Here is a 23,598-nt window from a genome sequence, read left to right as displayed (position 1 = left end):
TCTTTACCGGTTAGTGTGCTGATATGGCTCAGTCGGTAGAGCGCATCCTTGGTAAGGATGAGGTCCCCAGTTCGATTCTGGGTATCAGCACCATTTTCAAGTTAGTTTTAAAAGCTTTTGCCTGACGGCAATAGCGCCGTGGAACCACCTGATCCCATGCCGAACTCAGAAGTGAAACGCGGTAGCGCCGATGGTAGTGTGGCATTCGCCATGCGAGAGTAGGACACTGTCAGGCACCTATTTAGAAGAGGCCTCCCATTCGGGAGGCCTTTTTGCATTTCTGTGTTCCAAAAATCTGCCATGCCACCGGGATTTTAGTAAAAGTGCTGGGCTATCAAGGGATTGCCCGTTACTCTTTAGCCGTTGCCGATTAACACGTGATGCTGCCAGCGAGGTATTGATGGCTACGTTGAAGGAAATTGCACAGGAAGCGGGGGTTTCTCTCGCCACGGTATCCCGGGTACTGAACGAGGATCCCAGCCTGAGCGTCAAGGAAGAGACCAAGCAGCGGATCTTCGAGATTGCCGAACGGCTGGAGTACAAGACCAGCAGCGCCCGCAAGGGGGTACACAAGAGCAAGCTGCACTTTCTGGTGGTCTATGCCTATCCCCAGAGTACCGAGGTCAACGATCCTTACTATCTCGCTATCCGTTATGGCATCGAGACCCAGAGTGCCCGCCTCAATATCGAGCTGACTCATCTCTACAACTGTGGTGAAGGGCGCGAGCTGAGCGCCGTGGATGGCATTCTGGTTGTCGGCACACTCACAGCCGAACGTCTCGTCCAGCTAAGGGCTTGTTCCAGCCAGCTGGTGTTTGTCGACTGCCGTTCACAGGGAGAGTTCGACTCGGTTGATGTGGATCTCGCACTGATCAGCCAGCAGGTCGTCGATTACTTCATCGCGCAGGGGCACCAGCGTATCGGTTATATCGGTGGCCAGGATGAGAATCCGGATCTGCGTGAACTGGCCTTCCGGGATTATGGCCAGCGGCTGGGGGTGGTGCAGGAGAGCGATCTCTATCGTGGGGACTTCTCCAGCGCTTCCGGCTACCAGTTGGCGAAGGAGATGCTGGCCGGCGACTGGCCCAAGGCGCTGTTCGTCGCCTCCGACTCCATCGCCATCGGTGTGCTGCGTGCCATTCACGAGAAGGGGCTGGCGATTCCCCAGCAGATCGAGCTTATCAGCGTCAACGATATTCCGACCGCCAAGTTCACCTTCCCGCCGCTCTCCACGGTGCGGATCCACTCCGAGTTGATGGGCTCCCAGGGGGTCAATCTGCTGGTTGAGCGGCTGCGAGACGAGCGGGATATTCCCCTTCGGGTGCTGGTACCGAGCAAGTTGACCCTGCGTGGCACCACTCGCTGATTTTAGTAAAACTCAGGGCTTTTTAGTCGCACCATCTTGCGGTGGTGCGACACCTCTCCCAAGTAAACCTCTTTCCCATATCATCCAGTAACTTCATATCATATTGTTTTATAGTTGATTTTATTGCTAATCAGCCAACTCTTATCAACATCCATGCCACTCCTCCATATCTTGCCCTCCTTTATCTCCCGCTTCTGATCTCGCTCACAAAACCATCTGTTCATTGTGACCAGGTTAAAACTTTACCAATCCAAAACTGATATTTAGTAAATGTTTATCTAGAGTTTACCCAGTTAACGTTGCCTTGTTCCGGGAGGACATGTGAATAACTGGGAAAACGTCCAATTCGTTGGTGAAAACAGGCTGGCCCCGCGCGCCTACTTCTTCTCTTATGCCGACCACGCGCTGGCGGCCACCATGCAGCGCGAGCTGAGCCGCCGTTTTCTGAGCCTTGGCGGCCAGTGGCAGTTCCACTACTTCGACCACCCCCTGCAGGTGCCGGAGGCCTTCTATCACAGCCCCATGAGCGAGTGGGGCCAGATCACCGTGCCCAACATGTGGCAGATGGAAGGACATGGTCAGCTGCAGTACACCGACGAAGGTTTTCCCTTCCCCATCGACGTACCCTTCGTGCCGACCAACAACCCCACCGGCGCCTATCAGCGCAGCTTCACGCTGAGCCCGGCTTGGGATGGCGAGCAGGTGATCATCAAGTTTGACGGGGTGGAGACCTACTTCGAGGTCTATGTGAACGGCCACTACGTGGGCTTCAGCAAGGGCAGCCGCCTCACCGCCGAGTTCGATATCAGCGCCTACGCCAAGGTTGGCGAGAACCTGCTGTCAGTGCGGGTGATGCAGTGGGCCGACTCCACTTACATCGAAGATCAGGACATGTGGTGGATGGCGGGGATCTTCCGCGACGTCTATCTGGTGGGCAAACCGGCCGCCCATGTGCAGGACTTCTTTATCCGCACCACGCTGGCCGATGACAATCAAAGCGCCACCCTGAGCTGCGATATCCAGCTGGAGAATCTGGGGGCGGCTGCCCGTGATCACCGTCTGGTCTGGTCGCTGCTGGATCAGGGCAACGAGATCGCCAGCGGCTCGCTCGACCATCTCGCCATCGATGGCAAGTGTGATTGCCGCTTCACGCTGGATCTGGCCAACCCCCATCTGTGGAGCGCCGAAGGCCCTTACCTCTACCAGCTGCAACTCTCCCTCTACAACGGTCAGGGCGAGCTGCTGGAAGTGATCCCGCAGCGGGTCGGGGTGCGTGAGATCAAGGTCAAGGATGGCCTCTTCTACGTCAACGGTCACTACCTCAAGCTGCACGGGGTGAACCGCCACGACAACGACCACCTCAAGAGCCGTGCGGTCGGCATGGATCGGGTGGAGCGCGATATCGTGCTGATGAAGCAGCACAACCTCAACTCGGTACGTACCGCCCACTACCCGAACGACCCGCGCTTCTACGAGCTGTGCGACCAGTATGGTCTGTTCGTGATGGCGGAGACCGACGTGGAGACCCACGGTTTTGCCAACGTCGGCGATCTCAGCCGCATCACCGACGACCCCTTCTGGGAGCCGGTGTTCGTGGATCGCATCGAGCGCCACGTACACGCCCAGAAAAACCACCCCTCCATCATCATCTGGTCGCTGGGTAACGAGTCCGGCTACGGCTGCAACATCAGAGCCATGTACCAGCGCTGCAAGGCGATCGACCCGACCCGGCTGGTGCACTACGAAGAGGATCGCGATGCCGAGGTGGTGGATGTGGTGAGTACCATGTATTCCCGCGTCTCCCAGATGAACTGCTTTGGCGAGTTCCCGATGGCGAAGCCGCGCATCCTCTGCGAATACGCCCACGCCATGGGTAATGGCCCGGGTGGCCTGAGCGAATACCAGCAGGTGTTCGACCGCCATCCCCACATTCAGGGTCACTACATCTGGGAGTGGTGCGATCACGGCATTCTGGATCAGGACGAACAGGGCCGCCCCGTCTACAAGTACGGCGGCGACTACGGCGACTACCCCAACAACTACAACTTCTGCATGGATGGCCTCATCTATCCGGATCAGACCCCGGGGCCTGGCCTGCGCGAATACAAGCAGGTGATCTGCCCGGTCAAGGTGCGCGCGCTGGATCTGGCCAGCGGCAAGCTGGCGGTGGAAAACCGCTACTGGTTCTCCACTCTCGACGACATCCGCCTGCTGGTCGAGGTGAAGGCCGAAGGCGAACTGCTGGCCAGCCAGCAAATCCGGTTGGAAGGGATTGATCCCGGTGCCACCACCGAGTTGCAACTCGAACTGCCATCCCTCGATGGGCGGGAAACCTTCGTCCAGCTGCGGGTCATCAAGGCCACCGCCACCCGTTACAGCGCGGCGGAGCATGAGCTGGGCCAGTACCAGTTCCAGCTGAAAGAGTCGACTCGCCAGCTGCAGCCCTTTGCCAATCCCAACGCCACCCCGTTGCAGATTGCCGACGAACGGCTTGATCTGACCTTGAGCGGCAGCGGCTTCGCCCTGCGCTTCTCGCGCCTCGACGGCAAGCTGGTGAGCTGGCAGCAGGATGGTATCGAACTGATTGAGCGCTCGCCGCGCCTCACCTTCTTCAAGCCGATGATCGACAACCACAAGCAGGAGTACGAGAGCCTGTGGCACCCGAACCACCTGCAGATCATGCAGGAGCACTTCCGCACCTTAAGCTGGCGCCAGCTGGGCGAGGCGGTTGAGGTAACGGTAGAGAGCCTGATCGCACCGCCGGTGTTCGACTTCGGCATGCGCTGCCGTTACGTCTACACCCTGAGCCCGAACGGCCAGCTGCACGTGGCGCTCTCCGGCCAGCCCTACGGCGGCTATGACGACATCATCCCGAAGATCGGCTTCGAGCTGGGCATTCGTCAGGATCTCGACCGGGTGCACTACTACGGCATGGGGCCGGGCGAGAACTATCAGGACAGCCGCCAGAGCAACTGGATCGACAGCTTCCAGAGCACAGTCAGCGAGATGTGGGAGCACTACCCCTTCCCGCAGGACAACGGCAACCGCCAGCAGGTGCGCTGGGCGACCCTGACCAACCGCCACGGCGCCGGTCTCTACGTCCGGCCCGATGTCCCCATCAACCTGAGCGTCTGGCCCTACAGCTGGGAGCATATCCACGCGGCGCAGCACATCAACGAGCTGGAACCGAGCGGTTATCTCACCCTCAATCTGGATCACAAGGTACTGGGGCTGGGTTCCAACTCCTGGGGCTCCGAGGTGCTGGACTCTTGGCGGGTGCGCTTCGAGCCGTTCAGCTTCGGTCTGACCCTGCTGCCCATCGCCCGTGGCAACCTCAATCCGGCTGCGCTGGCCGGGCTCGATCTCACCATCAACGGCGGGAGGAACCTCGCATGATCACCTTGGACAACCTGACCCTGTTCAAAAACATCTACCGGGAGGGCAAGAAGTGGGGCCGCTGCGTGGAGGCCATCAACAACCTGCCGAACCTCAAGCCCGGCATCTGCCACTCCATCGGTGACTCCCTCACCTACCGCTTGCAGGAGGGGGCCAGCCCGGCCACCTCACTGTTCGAGGGGCAGCGCCGCTATTTCGACGTCCACTACTACCTGGAAGGGACAGAGACGGTGGAGTGGGCTGCCAAGTCGGATCTGCGGGTCGAGCAGGCTTATGACGACACCACAGACCGCGAGTGGCTGGCCGGTGAGGTGCGTGAGCGCCAGAAAGTCGGCAATGGTCAGGTGGTGATCTTCGAGAACGACGAGGCCTACCGCTTCGTCGGCGACGGGCCGGTGCGCAAGCTGATCATCAAGGTCACCGTCGAAGGCGGCTACTTCAAAAACAAATAACAAGCCGCTGTTTTTGCACTGATAAAAGCCGGAAAGGCGGGGCTCACCCTACAACTCATGCCCCGCCCTTTCGCGGCAATAACTACAGGTCTGGAGATGCACCATGTCTGATTCCAAACGCAATACTATCGGCAAGTTTGGTCTGCTGTCGCTCACCTTCGCGGCGGTATTCAGCTTCAACAACGTCATCAACAACAACATCGAGATCGGTCTGGCCTCGGCCCCGATGTTCTTTCTGGCCACCATTTTTTACTTCATTCCGTTTTGCCTGATCATTGCGGAGTTCGTGTCACTGAACAAAAACTCCGAAGCAGGGGTGTATGCCTGGGTGAAGAGCTCCCTCGGCGGTCGCTGGGCCTTCATCTCCGCCTACACCTACTGGTTCGTGAACCTCTTCTTCTTCACCTCGCTGCTGCCGCGGGTCATCGCCTACGCCTCCTATGCCTTCCTCGGCTACGAGTACATTCTCACCCCGGTGGCGACCACGGCATTGAGCATGGTGCTGTTTGCCTTTGCCACCTATGTCTCCACCAACGGCGCCAAGATGCTCGGCCCCATCACCTCGGTGACCTCGTCCCTGATGCTGCTGCTGACCCTCTCCTACATCCTGCTGGCGGGTGCGGCACTGGTGGGCGGCGTGCAACCGGCTGACCCCATCACGGTAGAGGCGATGATCCCCGATTTCAGCTGGGCCTTCCTCGGCATCACCACCTGGATCTTTATGGCAGCCGGTGGCGCCGAGTCGGTGGCGGTCTACGTCAATGACGTGAAAGGGGGCTCCAAATCCTTCGTGAAGGTGATCATCATCGCCGGGATCTTTATCGGCGTGCTCTACTCCATCGCATCGCTGTTGATCAACGTGTTCGTGCCGAGCGGTACCCTGAAATATACCGGCGGCTCGGTGCAGGTATTTGAGGGGCTGGCGGCCTACTTCGGCCTGCCGGAGATCCTGATGAACCGCTTCGTCGGGCTGGTCTCCTTCACCGCCATGTTCGGCTCCCTGCTGATGTGGACGGCGACCCCGGTGAAGATCTTCTTCTCCGAGATCCCGGCCGGCATCTTCGGCAAGAAAACCGTCGAGCTGAACGAGAATGGCGTGCCCGCCCGTGCAGCCTGGATCCAGTACCTCATCGTGCTGCCGCTGATGGTGATCCCGACCCTGGGCTCCAACACAGCGCAGGATCTGATGAACACCGTCATCAACATGACCGCTGCCGCCTCCATGCTGCCGCCGCTGTTCATCATGCTGGCCTACCTCAATCTGCGTCTGAAGCTCGATCACCTGCCACGGGATTTCAGGATGGGTTCGCGCACTACCGGCATCGCCGTGGTCTCGGTGCTGATCGCCATCTTCTCGGTGGGCTTCCTCGCCTCCACCTTCCCTACCGGTGCCGACATCATGACCATCATCTTCTACAACGTCGGCGGGATCCTGATCTTCCTCGGCTTCGCCTGGTGGAAATACAACAGATACGAGGCCTCCCTCAGCGCCGAGGCGCGTGCGAAAGAGGCCCAGCCGGCGGCGCAGGTTGCCATGCAGACGCCATAGGCACTGCATTGAATCCCAATCAAACCGGGTGGCCGTTGGCCACCCGCAAACCGTTGAACCAGAAAAGGAAAAGAGAATGAGCGAGACGATCGAGTTTGCCGAATTCAAGCGGGTCGAGATGAAGGTGGGCAAGGTGCTGGAGGTGGTGCGCCACCCCGGGGCCGACAAACTCTACATCGTCCAGATCGACGTGGGTGGCGAGCGGCCGCTGCAGACAGTCACCAGTCTGGTGCCTTACTACAGCGAAGAGGAGCTGATGGGCAGCGAGGTGGTGGTACTGACCAACCTCAAGCCCACCAAAATGCGCGGTGAGCGATCCGAGTGCATGTTGCTCTGCGCCGAGACCCCGGACGAGAGCCAGAGCGTGCTGTTGCAACCGCGGGTGCCGATGGCGCCGGGCACTCCGATCGTCTGAATGGTATTGCGAGCCGGTGCGGGAGACGGTACCGGTTCAGCAACGAGGCCGTCCACGCGGCCCGATCATAACAAGAGAGTAAAGCGCGGGGCCGACAGACCCTTGCCGAACACATCACAGAGTCACAGCGCTCCCCGCAGGGAGCGCAAGTCCACTGGAGGACACCATGTCTGAATCCGTACGCGGCACCATAGGCAAGTTTGCCCTGTTGTCGATGACCTTTGCCGCCGTGTTCAATGTGCGCAACATCGTCAACAACAACATCGAGCTGGGGCTCAGCTCCGCCCCCATCTTCCTGCTGGCGACCATCGTCTACTTCATCCCGTTCGTCTTCATCATCGCCGAGTTCGTCTCGGCCAACAAAAACTCCGAGTCGGGGATGTACGACTGGCTTAAAAAACCGCTCGGCACCCGGATGGCCTATCTGGGTTCGTTTCTCTACTGGTTCGTGAACCTGTTCTGGTTTGTCTCCCTGCTGCCCAACGTCATCGCCTACGCCTCCTACGCCATGCTGGGCTATGAGTACAGCTTCTCGCCCATGGTCACCTCGATCATCTCCATCGTTCTTTTTGCGGCGGCGACCCACATCTCCACCAAGGGGGCGAGCTGGCTCGGCAAGATTGCCGAGATCGTGGCCTACGGGGTATTTGCCCTGTTCGCCATCTATGTGCTGGGCGCCCTGATGGCCCTGAGTGGGGATCATGTGCCGGCCCAGCCCATCACGCTGGAGGCTATGACTCCCACCGTCAACTGGGCGACCCTCGGCATCATGTGCTGGATCTTCCAAGCGGCGGGCGGTGCCGAGACCGCAGCGGCCTACCTCAATGACGTGAAGGGCGGCCAGAAGTCCTTCATCAAGGTGATCATCAGCGCGGGTGTCGTCATCGGTGCCATGTATGCGGTCGGTTCCCTTTTGGTGAACGTGTTCGTACCGCGCGAGAGCCTCACCTATGCCGGCGGCATGGTGGAGATCTTCACCGGCATGGCCCAGTACTTCCAGCTGTCGGAAGCGCTGGTGGGCCGCTTCGTCGGCGTGGTGCTGTTCATCGCCATGTTCGGCTCCATGATGATGTGGACCTCGGCGCCGGTGAAGATCCACTTCTCCGAGATCCCGCAGGGGGTTTACGGCGAGAAGACCACCCAGCTCAACGAGCACGGCGTGCCGGTGCGCGCCGCCTGGTGGCAGTTTGTCTTCGTGTTCGCGATGCTGGTGGTCAACGGCTTCGGCTCCGAGTCGGTGCAGCAGATGATGAACACCGCCATCAATCTCACTGCTGGGACTGCCATGCTGCCGCCGATCTTCATCATGGTGGCCTACTTCGTGTTCCGCTGGAAACATGACGATACCCCCCGTGACTTCCGCATGGGGTCGCGCACCTTCGGGATGGGCGTGGTGTCGGTGCTGATCGCCATCTTCGTGGTGAGCATGAGCGCCTCCGCCTTCCCGAGCGGGGTGGATCTGGTGCGCGCCTTCTTCATCAACGTCTTTATGACCGCGGTCTTCTCGGCACTGGCATACTGGTGGATCTCCCGCTTCGAGAAGCGGCAGGCCCGCAAGCTCGCCAGCAATGAGAAGAAAAGCGGCAATGGCAAGCTGGCCAGCCAGCGCTGATCGGCTGACCATCAACGCGAGACGGGCGGCCTTGGTCGCCCGTTTTTTTATCCATTTCGCGCCGGTTTGGCGCTATCTGGCCGCGGGTCATCAACTTCCGCTATTCGACAAAGCAAAGGCGTTAAGCATTGATGAACAATTAACCGCTGCACAACGTTGCGCCTCTCCGTTATCGGGGTAAGCTGGAGGTTCGTTTTAGCGGGAGGTGCCAGACATCTCCCGCTCTGTTTCTTGTCCTCCCCAATCCTGACTGCCGTCACGGCAGCAGGATGCCCTTCTGATGGAGACCTTTCGTGCGTCTGGATCCCTTTACTGTTGTGCTGATTGCGGTGGTCACCCTGGCCTCCCTCTTTCCCTGCGAGGGGCAGGTGGCCGTCTGGTTCGGTCTGCTGACCAAGCTGGCGGTGGCGCTCTTGTTCTTCATGCATGGCGCCAAGCTGTCGCGTCAGAACCTGCTGGCGGGCCTCGGTCACTGGCGGCTTCATCTGGTGGTGATGCTCAGCACCTTCGTGCTGTTTCCGCTGCTGGGGCTGCTGCTCACCCCGCTGGTGCCGAGTTGGCTGAGCCCGGCCATCTACCTCGGCTTTCTCTATCTCTGCGCCCTGCCTGCCACCGTGCAGTCGGCCATCGCCTTTACCTCGATGGCGGGGGGCAATGTGTCGGCGGCGGTGTGCAGCGCCTCGGCCTCCAGCATCCTCGGCATCTTCCTCTCGCCGGTGCTGGTGGGGATGATGATCCACGTACAGGGGGAGGGGATCGACACCTGGCACTCCATTCAGTCCATCATGGTGCAGCTGATGCTGCCGTTTGTGGTCGGCCACCTGTCGCGCCCGCTCATCGGCCGCTGGGTCGACAGCCATCGGCCGCTCATTGGCAAGCTGGATCAGAGTTCCATCCTGCTGGTGGTCTACGTCGCCTTCAGCGAGGCGGTGGTGCAGGGGATTTGGCACCAGGTCGGCTGGTACGATCTGGCCAGTATCGTGCTGCTGAGCTGCATCTTGCTGGCGCTGGTGCTCTGCTGGAACGTCTGGATCAGCCGCCGCCTCGGCTTCGACAAGGCGGACGAGATCACCATCGTTTTCTGCGGCTCCAAGAAGAGTCTTGCCAACGGGGTGCCGATGGCCAACGTCATGTTCCCCGCCGCCAGTGTCGGGGTCATGGTGCTGCCCCTGATGATCTTCCACCAGATCCAGCTGATGGTCTGCGCCGTGCTGGCGCGCCGCTATCATGAGCAGGGGCATTGATACTCGCGCCGTTTTGACTGCCATAACAAGAGGGAGGCCCGTTGGCCTCCCTCTTCTCATCTGCATGCTGACCGGCGTGCTAGCGTTTGCGCCAGACGGTCAGCTGCGCCACCGTGTGCTGGTATTTGCGGGCGGTCTCGCGGATGACGAAAGGCACATCCCGGGGTGGGCAGTGCTCCTCGAACTCCGCCGCCAGCAGCCGTTGCAGCGCCTGATAGGTGGTGAGCGCCTCGCCGTTTTCGCGAATGCCGCCGAGCCATTTGGCGGGCGGGGTATATTCCGCCAGCCAGGTATAGGGGCTGGTGAGCACCAGCAGGCCACCGCTGCGCAGCCGGGGTGCGATATCCCGCAGGAAGCGGGCGGGCTCTCGCAGCCGGTCGATCAGATTGGAGGCGAGCACCAGATCGTAGTGGTCATATTTGGGTTTGAGGTTGCAGGCATCCCCCTGACTGAAGTGGATGCGCTCAGCCTGACTTGCCCCCAGCCCGTGGCTCGACAGGCGTGCCTCGCAATACTCCACCAGTTCACCCTCCAGCGGAATGGCGTAGCGGAAACTGTCCTGACTGGCGAGGGCCAGCGCCACATCGATGAAGCGGGCCGAGTAGTCGACCCCGTCCACATGCTGGAAGTGGCGAGCCAGTTCGAAGCTGGCGCGGCCGGTGGCACAGCCGATATCCAGCGCCCGCTGGTGGTTGCTGCACAGCTCGCCAGCAAGATCAGCAAGCGTCTTGGCGTAGTTGGCGACCCCGAAGTGGCTCGGACCGTACTGGAAGTCGAGGTACTGAGCGACCAGCGTGTCGGTTTCATAGGGATTCACGATAACGGGTTCCTGATAACGGGAGACCAGATAGCGGAAACCCGCATGCTGGAAGAAGTGACGCCGGAAGGCGTAACGGGATGATTTGAGCGCTTCGTTACCTGTGCTGATCCAGCTGCCGCCCTTGATCAGGGTGTGCTTGCCATCAAAGGTGGGGGTGGAGAAGTCGTCGTAGAGCGGGTGGATTTTAAAGCCGTCGAAGCCATCGATGGCGGTGCTGGTCCACTGCCAGACATTGCCCACCAGATCGAAGAACTCCCCTTGCGGGCAGGCATCCACCGGGCAGGAGGAGGCGAAACGGGCCAGATTGATATTGCCGGGGGCTTCCGTCCAGTCCGGCTGATCGCCGGGTAGCTGCTCTCGCAGCAGCATCCATTCCGCCTCGCTCGGCAGCTGGATGGGGAGTCCGGTGCGAGCTGCCTGCCAGCGACAGAAGGCAGCCGCCTCCAGCTGGTTGACCTCGACTGGCCAGTCCCAGGGCATGGCGACCTGCTCGGTCATCAGCCGCAGCTGCAATTGTTCGGGCTCGGCGGGGTCACCCACCCAGAAGGTGGGCATCTGTGCCTTGGCGTACTGGCACCAGCTCCACCCCTCCTCATCCCACCACTGTTGCTGGCCATAGCCGTCCGCCTGGACGAAGGCGAGGTACTCGGCATTGCTCACCAGCATGCGGCTGGCCTGAAACGGGGCTAGCTCGATCTGGCGCTCGCCATATTCGTTGTCCCAGCCGTAGGTGGCGTCCCGCTTGCCAAGGCGCACCTTGCCGCCAGCCACCGGCAGCAGGCTGTTGGCGGGCACCTGGTCAATGCGGTGGCGGGCTTCGGTACAGGCGGGCCAATAAGGCTGCGGCCGCACCCAGGCGAGCGGCAACTGGCGGATCAGCACGCTGGAGGTCTCGAGGTGGATGCGCTCGTGCTCTATCCCCATCAGGATCACCCAGGCCGGGCTCTGCCAGTCGATGGGCAGGGTGAGCGGCATCTGGCGGATGAAATCACACACCAGCGAACGGACTTTGGCCCGATAGCTGCGCAGCTCGCTGACTTTGGGCCAGTCGTAGTGGGTCTCGTCCAGATCGTCCCAGCTCATCTCGTCCACCCCGATGGCAACCATGGCCTCGATGCGGGCATCCAGCCGCTGGTCGATCAGGCGCGCCGCCAGCAGTTTGTTGATGAAGAAGGCGGCGGTGTGGCCGTAGTAGAAGATGAGCGGATGGCGCAGCGGGATCGCCTTGTTGAACCAGGCCCGCTCATCGGCCAGACAGTCGAACAGTGAGTCGTAGAGATCGAAGGTCTGGCAGAAGTAGGCGAGCAGCTCGCGCCGTTTCTGCTCGGGATCGCTGCCGGTCAGCAACGGGGTGCGAGTCGGCTCCGGCAGACCGGTGGCAGTGGAATAGAGAGGGCTTGCTTGGGTCACGCTCTGACTCCTTGTTGGCAGTGAAGACTGACAAGACAGTGGTAATGACATTACCGCAATGGAGAGCTTGGTACGCACGAAGTACCACTATTGGCTCAACAGACCGGCAGGGCAATCAAAAACTTCCACGGGCTGTCAGCGTAGCGACCGGCAGGACGGCTCGCCAGCCAGCTCTCCACCAGCCTGTTAGGGGATGGTCAGATTCGCCAAATGGTGGTCTAAATGGCTCTTTTTAATGCGTGCCACTTCTTACTGTTGATTTTATTTTTATTGAAAATCATCTAGTTAGCTTCTGGCATGGCCATTGCTATCTGTGGTTTCATACGGCCTTTATTTTTGTGGTTTCGAACAGGGCCTGTCAGGTGGCTTATCAATAAATAAAAAGGAGAACAGTTATGCGGTGGATGATTGGCGTCTTGGTGGCGTTGGTGATGGGTGGTTGCAACGTCTTTGCCGACACCGAGATCAAGGGGGAAGGTGTCCCGGTCGAGCGCCAGCAGGCGCTGGGCGAGCGGGTGACCCGGGTGCTGGCGGGAACTCCGGCCACCCTCCATCTGGTAGCGGGGGAGCAGCGTGGCATCCTGATCAAGGGGCAGGAGAACCTGCTGCCCTATCTGGAGCTGACCGAGCGCGGCAGCAAGCTGGAGATCGAGGTGAAGGAGGGTTACCGACTGCGGCCTACCGAACCGCTGGAGATCACCATCACCCTGCCAGAGCTCAGTGAAATGGCGCTGGCAGGTACCGGCAACGGCGATCTGAGCGGCTTCAAGGGTGAGGCACTGGAGCTGTCAGTGGCGGGAACAGGTGGTATCGTCGCCAGCCAGCTGGAGGTACAGCGATTGAAAGGCAATATCGCTGGTGCAGGCAGCCTGGATCTGGGGAGCGGCTCTGCCGCCAGCATCGAGCTGAACATTGCCGGTGCTGGCGATGTGCTGGGCAGCGAAATGCGTGGCAACGAGGTCGAGGTCAATATCGCCGGCAGCGGTGATGTGGCGGTGCGGGCCCAGAAAACGCTCAAGATCGGCATCGCAGGCACTGGCAACATCACCTACTGGGGTGACCCCGAGGTGGAGCAGCAGATCGTGGGCTCCGGCGGGGTGACCCGCGCGGGCAGCTGATATCAACCGATCACCACAACTGAAACAGACCCGTCACGGGCCTGTGTAGATCAGAGGTGGCGGGCGTGAAAGCGCAGGTGCGCCTCGATAAAGCTCGCCACGAAGTAGTAGCTGTGGTCATAGCCGTCGTGGCGGTTGAGCTCCAGCGGCCACTCCCTGCTGGCCGCCACCTCGGCCAGCGCATCGATATGCAGCTGCTCGGCGAGGAAGGGATCATCCAGCCCCACATCCACCAAGGTTGGTAGCGGCGTGACCGGCTGGTGGCGCAGCAGTTGGCAGGCATCCCACTCCTGCCACAGCAGAGGATTGCTGCCGAGATAGGCGCCAAGCGCCTTCTGGCCCCAGGGGCAGCGGCTCGGGTGGCAGATCGGGCTGAAGGCCGAGACCGAGCGGTAGCGACCGGGCTCCCGCAGAGCGGCGATGAGTGCCCCGTGCCCGCCCATGGAGTGGCCACTGATGGCGCGTCGGGTCGAGACCGGGAAGTGGGTCTCTATCAAGTCAGGCAGCTCGCGGGTGATGTAGTCATACATCTGGTAGTGAGCCTGCCAGGGGCTCTGGCTGGCATTGACGTAAAAGCCTGCTCCCATGCCGAGGTCATAACCGGGATCGTCGGCCACGCCGTCGCCGCGGGGGCTGGTGTCCGGTGCCACCAGGGCGATGCCGAGCTCGGCGGCAATGCGCTGGGCACCCGCCTTCTGCATGAAGTTCTCATCGGTGCAGGTGAGGCCGCTGAGCCAGTAAAGTACCGGCACCTTCTGGCCGGTGAGGGCCTGAGGCGGCAGATAGATGGCAAAATTCATCTCGCAGCCGAGCACGCTGGCGCTGTGGCGATAGCGCTTGTGCCAGCCGCCGAAGCTCTTGTTGCTGCTGATAATCTCCAGATTCATCGAAGGACTCCTGCACCCCGCCCACGATGGCGGGCGGGGTGATCATGCTCAGTAGTGGATGACGGTGCGGATGCTCTTGCCTTGGTGCATCAGATCGAATGCCTCGTTGATCTGCTCAAGCGGCATGGTGTGGGTGATGAAGTCATCGAGGCGGAACTCGCCCTGCATGTAGCGCTGCACATAGCTCGGCAGTTCGCTGCGACCGCGTACCCCGCCGAAGGCGCTGCCGCGCCAGACCCGACCGGTCACCAGCTGGAACGGACGGGTACTGATCTCCTGACCCGCTCCGGCCACGCCGATGATGACCGACTCGCCCCAACCCTTGTGGCAGCACTCCAGCGCCGCACGCATCACCTTGACGTTGCCGATGCACTCGAAGGAGAAGTCGACGCCACCGTCGGTCAGCTCGACGATCACCTCCTGAATCGGTTTGTCGTAGTCGTTCGGGTTGATGCAGTCGGTGGCGCCCAGCTTGCGGGCCAGCTCGAACTTGCTCTCGTTGATGTCGATGGCGATGATGCGACCGGCCTTGGCCAGACGGGCACCGATCACCGCCGAGAGGCCGATGCCCCCCAGCCCGAAGATGGCGACGCTCTCACCCTCCTTCACCTTGGCGGTGTTCATCACGGCGCCGATGCCGGTGGTGACGCCGCAGCCGAGCAGGCAGACCTCTTCCAGCGGGGCGGCCGGGTCTACCTTGGCGATGGAGATTTCGGGCAGCACCGTGTATTCGCTGAAGGTGGAGGTGCCCATGTAGTGATAGATGGGCTGGCCATCTTTCGAGAAGCGGGTGGTGCCGTCCGGCATCAACCCCTTGCCCTGGGTGGCGCGGATCTTCTGGCACAGGTTGGTCTTGCCGGATTTGCAGAATTTGCACTCGCCGCACTCGGGGGTGTAGAGCGGGATCACATGATCCCCCACTTTGACGCTGGTGACCCCTTCGCCGATGGATTCGACGATGCCGCCCCCCTCGTGGCCGAGAATGCAGGGGAAGACCCCTTCCGGATCCTCACCGGAGAGGGTGAAGGCATCGGTGTGGCAGACGCCGGTGGCGACGATACGCACTCGCACCTCTCCCGCTTGTGGCGGCATGACCTCGACCTCTTCGATGGAGAGGGGCTGACCCGGGCCCCAGGCGATGGCGGCTTTACACTTGATGCTTTGAACCTGTGCCATGAATGACATCCTTCTTGTTGAGCAGGGTGAACAGAGATGAGTTCGGACAGTCAGTGTAGTTTCCCGCCGATTTGGTGATAATGAGGGCAAATCTCAAATCACTTTTACACACAGGTAATAATGTTCGGCTGGGAAGGAATCTGTGAATTTGTCAGCGTGGCGGAGCAGGGGGGCTTTACCCCGGCGGCACGCAAGCTGGGAGTGTCGGTGGCGCAAGTGAGCCGTCAGGTGGCACAGCTGGAGGATCGGCTGCAGGCCAAGCTGCTGCTGCGCACCACCCGTCAGGTGCGGCTCACCGAGCTTGGCGAGATCTACTATCGCCACTGCCGTCAGCTGCTCGACAACCTCTATGAGGCGGAACTGGCGGTGGGGCGCCATCAGGCGGTACCGCAAGGCTCGCTGCGCATCACTGCCCCCGTCTCCTATGGCGAGAGCCGCATCGCCCCGCTGGTGAATGACTTCATGGTGCGTTTCCCCCAGCTGGAGGTGACCCTCAACCTCACCAACCAGCTGCTGGATCTGGTGCATGAAGGCTACGATCTGGCGCTGCGGCTCGGTCATCTCAAGGACTCGACGCTGGTAGCGCGCAAGCTGGCGCAGCGGGTGCCCTATGTCTGCGCCTCACCGGCTTACACCGCCCGCCACGGCATGCCCAACAGCCTCTCCGAGCTGACCCGCCACACCTGTCTGGTGGGCAACAGCGACGAGTGGCACTTCACCCTGGATGGCCGCCCCCACAGCGTGCGGGTGCGCGGCTTGCTGCAGTGCAACAGTGGCCACGCCCTGCTGGATGCGGCGCTCAAGGGGATCGGCATCATCCAGCTGCCGGACTACTACGTGAGCGACCATTTGGCCCGAGGCGAATTGATCGAGCTGCTGCCCGAACTGCGGGCTCCGGCGGAGGGGATCTGGGCCCTCTATCCCCACAACCGCCACCTCTCCCCCAAGGTGCGGCTGCTGGTGGACTATCTGGCCGAACGGCTGAGCGACCCTCACCAACCGGCGCTGGTGATGCCGATAGGCTAGGGGCTCCCCAGCCGTTGACTCACCGGCGGCGGGCGACAGGTGCGATGGCCGGAAAATAAAAGAGCCCTTGAGGAATCAAGGGCTCTTTTGCAGGCAACAACCGGATAGTCAGCGACCCATCATTCGATGTTCTGGATCTGCTCGCGCATCTGCTCGATAAGGACTTTCAGCTCGACGGCGGACTGGGTCACTTCGGCGTTGATGGACTTGGAGCCGAGGGTGTTCGACTCGCGGTTGAACTCCTGCATCATAAAGTCGAGACGACGGCCGCAGGCGCCACCCTTCTTCATGATTTTGTTGGTTTCGCTGATGTGCATCTCCAGACGATCCAGCTCTTCGGCCACGTCGATCTTCTGGGCCAGCAGCACGATCTCCTGCTCGATGCGGGCCGGATCCAGCTCCACCTTGGCTTCGGCCAGACGGTCGGTGAGCTTCTGGCGCTGCCACTCGATGATCTGCGGCAGGTGGACGCGTACCTTCTTCACTTCCACCTGAATACCGGCCAGACGCTGTTCGATCAGCGCCTTGAGGTTGGCCCCTTCGCTGGCGCGGGAGGCGAGGAAATCTTCCATGGTCTGGTCAAAACCGCCGAGCAGCTCGGTGGCGACCGCGTCCATGTCCTGCTCGGCGGCGGCCATGACGCCCGGCCAACGCAGTACGTCGACCGGATTGAGTTGGCCCTGACCCGCCTCTTTCATTACCCAGCTGGCGCTGTCGATGATCAGCTTGGCCAGCTCTTCATTGATATGGAGTTGGCTGGCGGCGGCCTGAGCGGCTTCAAAACGCAGGTTGCACTCCACCTTGCCGCGCTGCAGCTTGGCGCGGAAACGCTCACGCAGAACCGGTTCCAGGCTGCGCAGTTGCTCCGGCAGGCGAATGTAGGTTTCCAGATAGCGCTGGTTGACCGAACGAATTTCCCAAACGGCTGTGCCCCAGTCGCCCTTGAATTCCTTGCGGGCGTAGGCGGTCATGCTGTGAATCATTGATTGTTCCGGGCTTGATGAAGTGTGCGGCCAGTATACTCAGCCCGGCCCTGCTCGTCAGCCGATGCCGTGGTTTTAGCGGCTGATATTTGGGGCGGGATCACTTATAATCCCCCGCCAATTTGAGCCAGCCCAGAGGTCCGTTCCATGTCACGTCCAAGCGATCGCAGTGCCGCGCAACTTCGCCCGGTTACCATTACCCGCAATTTCACCAAACATGCAGAAGGCTCAGTGCTGGTGGAGTTTGGTAACACTCGCGTGCTCTGCACCGCCAGCGTTGACACCAGCGTTCCGCGCTTCCTGAAAGGGAAGAACCAGGGCTGGGTGACTGCCGAATACGGCATGCTGCCGCGCTCCACCCACTCCCGGATGAACCGCGAAGCGGCCTCCGGCAAGCAGAGTGGCCGTACTCTGGAGATCTCCCGTCTTATCGCCCGCTCCCTGCGCGCGGCGGTAGACCTGACTGCGCTGGGCGAGCACTCCATCACCGTTGACTGTGATGTGCTGCAAGCCGATGGCGGCACCCGTACCGCCTCCATTACCGGTGCCTGCGTGGCGCTGGTGGATGCGCTGAACTGGATGGTCGAGAAGGGCATGATCAAGCAGAGCCCGCTCAAGCAGATGATCGCCGCCGTCTCCGTCGGCATGTATCAGGGAGAAGCCATCTGCGATCTGGAGTACATCGAAGACTCCGCCGCCGAGACCGACATGAACGTGGTGATGACCGAAGATGGTCGCATCATCGAGGTGCAGGGCACCGCGGAGGCCGAGCCCTTCACCCACGAAGAGCTGCTGGAGATGCTGGCGCTCGCCAAGGGCGGCATCGCCGACATCATTGCGCTGCAGAAGCAGTCGCTCTCCTGATACCAGGACCTGTTGATGTTTCGGCACAAGTCGCGTTGCAGTGTCAAAGGATGCCAGGCTAGGCGCAGGATGCCGCCAATGGTTATTCCCTTGGCAAGTCCTGCAACAACGCATGGCATCCTTTGCCACGCAACCCGTAGGGACGGGGCGGTTTTTGTGCATAACGTCGTTATTCGATGCCTCGTTTGGATTACCAAACTTCGCATCTCATGCCTAGTTCTGCGCAAAAACCGACTCCGTCGCGGCTGTGACGAAGCGTCAACAGATCCTGCAAACGCGGCATTGACCGCGTTTTTTTATACCCCCACACAAGACAACGACAAGCCAAGCAAGGAGCCAGAATGAAAGCCTACCAGCGTCAATTTATCGAGTTCGCCCTGGAGAAACAGGTCCTCAAATTCGGTGAATTTACCCTGAAATCCGGTCGTAAAAGCCCCTACTTCTTCAACGCCGGTCTGTTTAACAGCGGCCGCGATCTGGCCCGTCTCGGCCGCTTCTATGCCGCCGCCCTGATGGATGCCGGTATCGAGTTCGATGTGCTGTTTGGCCCGGCTTACAAGGGGATCCCCATCGCCTCCGCTACCGCGGTGCAGCTGGTGGAGCAGCACGATGTGGACGTGCCCTGGTGCTTCAACCGCAAGGAGGCCAAGGATCACGGCGAGGGCGGCAATCTGGTGGGCTGCCCGCTCAAGGGGCGGATCATGCTGGTGGACGACGTCATCACCGCTGGCACCGCCATCCGCGAATCCATGGATCTGATCCAGGCCAACGGCGCCTCGCTGGCGGGCGTGCTGATCGCGCTGGACCGTCAGGAGAAGGGCAAGGGCGAGCTCTCCGCCATTCAGGAGGTGGAGCGTGACTACGGCGCCCACATCATCGCCATCATCCAGATGAGCGACCTGATTGCTTATCTGGAAGAGAAGCAGGCCGAACAGCCGGAGCTGGCGGCGCAACTGGCGGCCATGAAGGCTTACCGCGCCCAGTACGGTATCTGAGCTCCGCTCACACCGCGCAATAGCTGAATGCGGCGCCCGTTTGCTCTCTGGCAGCAAACGGGCGCCGTTTTTTTCATCTGCAAAAAGTGGATCATGTGGCTTGAGCTTGCCCTTACAGTAAAGGTTAGGGTTTGCCAGTCGGCGTTTTGTGGTGTCGACGGGTTCCGGGGAGGAACAATATGACCACTCATCTTCAATCACCGATGCATCTGCAGTTGCCGCTCAGCGGCATGAGCTGCGCCAACTGCGCAGGCCGTATCGCGGCCAGTCTCAACAAACTCGACGGGGTATCGGCAACCGTCAACTTCGCGCTGGAGCAGGCGGCCATCGAGCTGGCCAGCCCCGATCGCCTGTCTGCGGTGCTCGACAGCATCAAGAGTCAGGGTTACGACTACGGCAGCGAGACCTTTTTGTTTCAAATTACCGGTATGACTTGTGCCGGTTGTTCGGCTCGACTGAACAAAATGCTGGCCGCGCTGCCTGGCGTTATCTCCGCCGAGGTCAACTTCTCCATCGAACAGGCCCGCATCGTGCTGATCCCCGGGATGCAGACGCCCGCCGCTTTGCGCGAGCAGATCGAGGCGCTTGGCTTTGGCGCCCAGCTGGCACAGGGTTCGGCCAGCGGCCGCCGCCAGCAGTTGCTGGAGCGGGAGGCGCAGGAGGCCGCCACTGCCCGTCAGGCGCAGATCCGGGTCATCGTCTCGGCGTTGCTGACCTTGCCGCTGCTGGTGGGGATGCTGGCCATGGCCGGACTGTTCCCCTGGCATCTACCCGCCTGGCTGGAGCTGGTGCTCGCCACCCCGGTGCAGTTCTGGATCGGGGCCCGTTTCTATCGCGGCGCCTGGCTTGCCATCAAGAACCGCGCAGCCAATATGGATGTGCTGGTGGCAACCGGTACCAGCGCCGCCTACTTCTACAGCCTCTATCTGCTGCTGACGTTGGGGATGGCCGCCAGCGGCAAGCTCTATTTCGAGGCGAGCGCCATCATCATTACCCTGATTTCGTTGGGAAAACTGCTGGAGGCGAGAGCCCGCCGCAGCACCCAGTCCGCCATTCGCGAACTGATGGCGCTGCGGCCGGAAACCGCCACCGTCTGGCGTGGCGAGAGCTGGCAGAGCGTCGCCATCGACGAGGTGCTGCGCGGCGATCGGCTGCGGGTGCTGGTGGGTGAGCGGGTGCCGGTGGACGGCAAAATCGTGAGCGGCGCCAGCGAGCTGGATGAGTCGATCCTCACCGGCGAGAGTCTGCCGGTGCCGCGCAGTACGGGCGACAAGGTGCTGGGCGGCGCCATCAACCGCTCCGGCGTACTGGAGATCGAAGCCACGACCGTGGGGGAGGATTCCAGCCTCAGCAAGATCATCGCACTGGTGGAGAGCGCCCAGATGGGCAAGGCCCCGCTGCAACAGCTGGTGGACAAGGTCTCCGCCGTGTTCGTGCCGGTGGTGATGGCCATCGCCCTGTTCACCCTGCTGGTGTGGTACGCCATCAGCAACGATTTCGGTCAGGCGCTGCTGGCAGCGGTGGCGGTGCTGGTGATCGCCTGCCCCTGTGCGCTGGGGCTGGCCACACCGGCGGCCATCGTCACCGGTACCGGGGTGGCGGCGCGCCACGGCATTCTGATCAAGGATGTGGATACCCTGCAGAAGGCCCACGCCATCAAGGCGCTTATCTTCGACAAGACAGGCACTTTGACCCAAGGCAAGCCCGTGCTGGCGAGCTGGAGCGGCAATGACGAGCAGTTGCATCTGGCCGCCGCCCTGCAGCAGGCGAGCGAACACCCGCTGGCGCTGGCGATGCGGGAGGCCGTCGGCACAGAAGTGGCGTTGCCCCAGCCGGAGGCAGTGGAGGTGCTGGTCGGTGCTGGTATTGTCGGTCAGGTGGCGGGCCATAGGGTCGCTATCGGCAATGGATCCCTGCTGGCCCAGCTCGGCATTGATCAGCCGCAACAGAATGAACAAGCCGCCGATGGGGCGACCCGGGTTTGGGTTGCCATCGACGGTGCTGTGGCTGGCATCGCGGCGCTGGCTGATACCCTGCGCCCCGAGAGCCCGGAAGCCATCGCCACCCTGCGCCAGCGCGGCATCGCCAGCTGGCTGGTGAGTGGCGATGCACCGGCACCGGTGGCCCATATCGCCGCCAAGCTGGGGCTGGACGGAGCCTTTGACTCCGTGCTGCCAGCGGGCAAGGTGGAGAAAGTGGAGGCGTTGCGGGCGCAAACCCGCGGGCTGGTGGCCATGGTGGGGGACGGGGTGAACGACGCCCCGGCGCTGGCGGCGGCGGATGTCGGCATCGCCATGGGCTCCGGCTCCGATGTGGCGATGGAGACCGCTTCCATCACCCTGATGCGATCTGACCCGCGGCTGGTGGCCGATGCCATCGACATCTCGGCGGCGACCTGGCGCACCATACAGCAGAATCTGTTCTGGGCCTTCGTGTTCAATATCATCGGCATTCCGCTGGCGGCGCTGGGCTACCTGAGCCCCGAGCTGGCGGGGGCGGCCATGGCCCTGAGCAGTATCACGGTTTTGAGCAATTCCCTGTTATTGAAACGCTGGCAGCCCAGGGCGGCGCACGGGCCAGCATCCAACCCGATCAGTAAGGAGGCATAAATGAACATCAGTAAGGTTGCCAAGGCCACTGGGCTGACCGCCAAGACCATCCGTTATTACGAGAGCATTGGCCTCATCACAGCCCCGGTACGCAGTGACAACGGCTATCGCAGTTACACCGAGGGGGCGCTGCGGGAGCTGCGTTTCGTCAAGCGGGCGCGGGAGACCGGCTTCAATCTGGAAGAGTGTCAGGAGCTGCTGGCGCTCTATCGGGACGAGCACAGAACCAGCGCCCAGGTGAAGAAGCTGGCGCAGGAGAAGATCGTCGATCTGCGGGCCCGCATCGCTGGGCTTCAGGCGATGCTTACCTCCCTGGAAGGGTTGGTCTGCTGCTGCCATGGGGATGAAAATCCCGAGTGCCCGATCCTCGACGAATTGGAGAAGGGGTGAGCAAGGACTCACCTGCCAGCGCAGAAGAAATCGTTATTGATTGATTAACTTCTTAATAAGCGGCGCTTTATTGTTGCGGGTCAGGGGGTAATGGTAGACTGCTCGGCTCTTGTACAGGAGTACTCAGTTGACCCAGAGTGTGACACGCCAGGTTAAGCAGGCCATCATGGCCCAGCTCTATACCCATGCATCGTTCAGTCTCCCCTGTTTGGGCGTGTTGGCATTTGGCTGGAGTCTGCTGTTTCACGACTATCTACCCGCCATCGAAGCGCTCGGTTGGCTGGCAGGCACTTTCCTATGGCTGCTGGGTCGGGGCTGGCACCTGCGCTGGCGCCGAGCCCGCCTGCACCAGACGCCGTTGCCGGTGCTGGAGCGGGAGCTCTTTATCGGAGCCACCATCACCTCCATCATCTGGGCCCTCGGGGTGCTGCTCTACATGGACAAGTTGCCCGATACCTACCGGGCCGCCATGATGATGCTCTCCAGCCTCATTCTTACCGGCAGCGCCATCATGCTGTTTGGCAGCCGCCGTACCCTCTATGGTTCCGCCCTGCCGCTGGGTATGGCGATGCTGTTTGAGCTGGGCAATGGCAACGAGCAGGAGCGGATTGTCTCCTGCATGCTGGCGGGCTATCTGTTTGTCTTTCTGCCGACCCTGCTGCGCCGGATGCGGCGGGATCAGATCGCCTCGCTCCACCATCGTTTCTCCAACGCCGAACTGGTGGCCGAGCTGAAGGCGGTCTCCGAGCATTTGCGTCTCACCTCCCGCCTCGACGGCCTGACCGGCATCGCCAACCGCGCCCATCTCGACGACTCTCTGGAGCGGGCTTGGCGGCGCTGCCATCGCGCCCGGGCGCCGTTGTCGCTGGTGCTGGTGGATGTGGATTATTTCAAGCAGTTCAACGATCTCTACGGCCATCAGCTGGGGGATGACTGCCTGCAACAGGTGGCGGGGCTGCTGGCCGAGGTGGAGCGGCGCGAGGACGATCTGGCGGCCCGTTATGGCGGCGAAGAGTTCGCCTTGCTGCTGCCCTGCACTGGCATGCAGGGGGCACTGCAGGTGGCCGACAATGTGCGGCAGGCGCTCAAGGAGCTGGCCATCCCGCACCAGAAGTCACTGGTCTCCGGTCGGGTCACATGTAGTTTTGGTGTTGCGACACTGATACCGGACAACAGCATGAAAATCGCCGATTTGATCCAAAAAGCGGATGCGGCACTCTATCAGGCCAAGCATAATGGGCGGGATCGAATCGAAGTAGCCTTGATGGGTAAGGTTGCCTGAATTT

Annotated in this window: 18 protein-coding genes, 1 tRNA gene and 1 rRNA gene; 16 read left to right on the top strand and 4 right to left on the bottom strand. The window is 61.3% G+C overall.

Features of this window, described 5'->3' with window-relative positions; genetic code table 11:
• Window positions 1–17: 17 nt before the first annotated feature.
• The 9 genes from AB5Y73_RS18625 to AB5Y73_RS18585 all read left to right on the top strand — a co-directional run bounded on the left by AB5Y73_RS18625 (window position 18) and on the right by AB5Y73_RS18585 (window position 10,034).
• Window positions 18–93, top strand: a tRNA-Thr gene (locus AB5Y73_RS18625).
• A gap of 27 nt (window positions 94–120) precedes the next feature.
• Window positions 121–235 (top strand): 5S ribosomal RNA (gene rrf / locus AB5Y73_RS18620).
• Between the two features lie 165 nt (window positions 236–400).
• Entirely contained in the window at window positions 401–1,366 is a 966-nt protein-coding gene (gene ebgR / locus AB5Y73_RS18615; protein ID WP_005342046.1) for a transcriptional regulator EbgR, read from the top strand.
• A 321-nt stretch (window positions 1,367–1,687) separates the two neighbouring features.
• Window positions 1,688–4,762: a beta-galactosidase subunit alpha gene (gene ebgA, locus AB5Y73_RS18610; RefSeq protein ID WP_107683166.1), complete on the top strand. Its 3,075-nt coding sequence runs from the start codon at window positions 1,688–1,690 to the stop codon at window positions 4,760–4,762.
• Complete coding sequence (locus AB5Y73_RS18605) at window positions 4,759–5,214, top strand: beta-galactosidase subunit beta (protein ID WP_107683167.1); 456 nt, start codon at window positions 4,759–4,761, stop codon at window positions 5,212–5,214. Before ebgA ends, AB5Y73_RS18605 begins: the two co-directional genes overlap by 4 nt.
• A 103-nt stretch (window positions 5,215–5,317) precedes the next feature.
• On the top strand, window positions 5,318–6,763 hold the full coding sequence (locus AB5Y73_RS18600; protein ID WP_181497684.1) for an amino acid permease: 1,446 nt from the start codon (window positions 5,318–5,320) through the stop codon (window positions 6,761–6,763).
• A 76-nt stretch (window positions 6,764–6,839) separates the two neighbouring features.
• A complete protein-coding gene (locus AB5Y73_RS18595) occupies window positions 6,840–7,178 on the top strand; it encodes a tRNA-binding protein (RefSeq protein ID WP_005342042.1) in 339 nt (112 codons plus the stop codon).
• A 166-nt stretch (window positions 7,179–7,344) separates the two neighbouring features.
• Window positions 7,345–8,790, top strand: a complete 1,446-nt coding sequence (locus tag AB5Y73_RS18590; RefSeq protein ID WP_181497683.1) for an amino acid permease — start codon at window positions 7,345–7,347, stop codon at window positions 8,788–8,790.
• 293 nt (window positions 8,791–9,083) lie between these two features.
• Complete coding sequence (locus tag AB5Y73_RS18585) at window positions 9,084–10,034, top strand: bile acid:sodium symporter family protein (protein WP_107683170.1); 951 nt, start codon at window positions 9,084–9,086, stop codon at window positions 10,032–10,034.
• Window positions 10,035–10,113: 79 nt separating this feature from the next.
• On the opposite strand, the gene ovoA is transcribed toward AB5Y73_RS18585, so the two are convergent.
• Complete coding sequence (gene ovoA, locus AB5Y73_RS18580) at window positions 10,114–12,264, bottom strand: 5-histidylcysteine sulfoxide synthase (protein WP_107683171.1); 2,151 nt, start codon at window positions 12,262–12,264, stop codon at window positions 10,114–10,116.
• A 395-nt stretch (window positions 12,265–12,659) separates the two neighbouring features.
• Between ovoA and AB5Y73_RS18575 the strand changes: the two genes are divergently transcribed.
• The gene (locus tag AB5Y73_RS18575; RefSeq protein WP_107683172.1) at window positions 12,660–13,382 is read left to right on the top strand and encodes a head GIN domain-containing protein; all 723 of its coding nucleotides are present in this window, start codon (window positions 12,660–12,662) and stop codon (window positions 13,380–13,382) included.
• A 50-nt stretch (window positions 13,383–13,432) separates the two neighbouring features.
• On the opposite strand, the gene fghA is transcribed toward AB5Y73_RS18575, so the two are convergent.
• Together fghA and AB5Y73_RS18565 are read right to left on the bottom strand one after the other, a co-directional pair.
• Window positions 13,433–14,269, bottom strand: coding sequence for an S-formylglutathione hydrolase (gene fghA, locus AB5Y73_RS18570; RefSeq protein ID WP_107683173.1), 837 nt, complete (start codon window positions 14,267–14,269; stop codon window positions 13,433–13,435).
• Window positions 14,270–14,317: 48 nt separating this feature from the next.
• Window positions 14,318–15,445 carry an S-(hydroxymethyl)glutathione dehydrogenase/class III alcohol dehydrogenase gene (locus AB5Y73_RS18565; RefSeq protein ID WP_107683174.1) on the bottom strand — a complete coding sequence of 376 codons (1,128 nt, stop codon included), beginning with the start codon at window positions 15,443–15,445 and terminating at the stop codon, window positions 14,318–14,320.
• 120 nt (window positions 15,446–15,565) lie between these two features.
• On the opposite strand from AB5Y73_RS18565, the gene AB5Y73_RS18560 reads away from it, so the two are divergent.
• Complete coding sequence (locus AB5Y73_RS18560; protein ID WP_019446199.1) at window positions 15,566–16,471, top strand: LysR substrate-binding domain-containing protein; 906 nt, start codon at window positions 15,566–15,568, stop codon at window positions 16,469–16,471.
• A gap of 119 nt (window positions 16,472–16,590) precedes the next feature.
• Here the strand turns inward: AB5Y73_RS18560 and AB5Y73_RS18555 are convergent, their stop codons facing one another.
• Window positions 16,591–17,454, bottom strand: a complete 864-nt coding sequence (locus AB5Y73_RS18555) for a YicC/YloC family endoribonuclease (RefSeq protein ID WP_005342032.1) — start codon at window positions 17,452–17,454, stop codon at window positions 16,591–16,593.
• Window positions 17,455–17,601: 147 nt separating this feature from the next.
• Between AB5Y73_RS18555 and rph the strand changes: the two genes are divergently transcribed.
• The 5 genes from rph to AB5Y73_RS18530 all read left to right on the top strand — a co-directional run bounded on the left by rph (window position 17,602) and on the right by AB5Y73_RS18530 (window position 23,594).
• The gene (gene rph, locus AB5Y73_RS18550; protein WP_005339589.1) at window positions 17,602–18,318 is read left to right on the top strand and encodes a ribonuclease PH; all 717 of its coding nucleotides are present in this window, start codon (window positions 17,602–17,604) and stop codon (window positions 18,316–18,318) included.
• 341 nt (window positions 18,319–18,659) lie between these two features.
• Window positions 18,660–19,313 (top strand): orotate phosphoribosyltransferase, encoded by a 654-nt coding sequence (gene pyrE, locus AB5Y73_RS18545; RefSeq protein ID WP_107683175.1) that lies wholly within the window; start codon window positions 18,660–18,662, stop codon window positions 19,311–19,313.
• A gap of 179 nt (window positions 19,314–19,492) precedes the next feature.
• Window positions 19,493–21,922, top strand: a complete 2,430-nt coding sequence (locus AB5Y73_RS18540; RefSeq protein WP_107683176.1) for a heavy metal translocating P-type ATPase — start codon at window positions 19,493–19,495, stop codon at window positions 21,920–21,922.
• On the top strand, window positions 21,923–22,312 hold the full coding sequence (gene cueR / locus AB5Y73_RS18535) for a Cu(I)-responsive transcriptional regulator (RefSeq protein WP_005356117.1): 390 nt from the start codon (window positions 21,923–21,925) through the stop codon (window positions 22,310–22,312).
• Window positions 22,313–22,439: 127 nt separating this feature from the next.
• Window positions 22,440–23,594 carry a GGDEF domain-containing protein gene (locus AB5Y73_RS18530; protein ID WP_005339596.1) on the top strand — a complete coding sequence of 385 codons (1,155 nt, stop codon included), beginning with the start codon at window positions 22,440–22,442 and terminating at the stop codon, window positions 23,592–23,594.
• The last annotated feature ends 4 nt before the right edge of the window (window positions 23,595–23,598 follow it).

This window comes from Aeromonas sp. s7(2024) (assembly GCF_040907825.1).
Lineage (GTDB): Bacteria > Pseudomonadota > Gammaproteobacteria > Enterobacterales > Aeromonadaceae > Aeromonas > Aeromonas veronii.
This window is presented reverse-complemented; position numbering and strand designations above follow the sequence as displayed.

Excerpts from the sequence above, each read along its gene's own strand:
- AB5Y73_RS18575 (WP_107683172.1), top strand. The coding sequence starts at position 12,660 with ATGCGGTGGATGATTGGCGTCTTGGTGGCGTTGGTGATGGGTGGTTGC.
- ebgR (WP_005342046.1), top strand. The coding sequence starts at position 401 with ATGGCTACGTTGAAGGAAATTGCACAGGAAGCGGGGGTTTCTCTCGCC.
- AB5Y73_RS18560 (WP_019446199.1), top strand. The coding sequence starts at position 15,566 with ATGTTCGGCTGGGAAGGAATCTGTGAATTTGTCAGCGTGGCGGAGCAG.
- AB5Y73_RS18605 (WP_107683167.1), top strand. The coding sequence starts at position 4,759 with ATGATCACCTTGGACAACCTGACCCTGTTCAAAAACATCTACCGGGAG.
- AB5Y73_RS18555 (WP_005342032.1), bottom strand. The coding sequence starts at position 17,454 with ATGATTCACAGCATGACCGCCTACGCCCGCAAGGAATTCAAGGGCGAC.
- AB5Y73_RS18595 (WP_005342042.1), top strand. The coding sequence starts at position 6,840 with ATGAGCGAGACGATCGAGTTTGCCGAATTCAAGCGGGTCGAGATGAAG.
- AB5Y73_RS18600 (WP_181497684.1), top strand. The coding sequence starts at position 5,318 with ATGTCTGATTCCAAACGCAATACTATCGGCAAGTTTGGTCTGCTGTCG.
- pyrE (WP_107683175.1), top strand. The coding sequence starts at position 18,660 with ATGAAAGCCTACCAGCGTCAATTTATCGAGTTCGCCCTGGAGAAACAG.
- cueR (WP_005356117.1), top strand. The coding sequence starts at position 21,923 with ATGAACATCAGTAAGGTTGCCAAGGCCACTGGGCTGACCGCCAAGACC.
- AB5Y73_RS18540 (WP_107683176.1), top strand. The coding sequence starts at position 19,493 with ATGACCACTCATCTTCAATCACCGATGCATCTGCAGTTGCCGCTCAGC.
- rph (WP_005339589.1), top strand. The coding sequence starts at position 17,602 with ATGTCACGTCCAAGCGATCGCAGTGCCGCGCAACTTCGCCCGGTTACC.
- AB5Y73_RS18565 (WP_107683174.1), bottom strand. The coding sequence starts at position 15,445 with ATGGCACAGGTTCAAAGCATCAAGTGTAAAGCCGCCATCGCCTGGGGC.
- AB5Y73_RS18590 (WP_181497683.1), top strand. The coding sequence starts at position 7,345 with ATGTCTGAATCCGTACGCGGCACCATAGGCAAGTTTGCCCTGTTGTCG.
- fghA (WP_107683173.1), bottom strand. The coding sequence starts at position 14,269 with ATGAATCTGGAGATTATCAGCAGCAACAAGAGCTTCGGCGGCTGGCAC.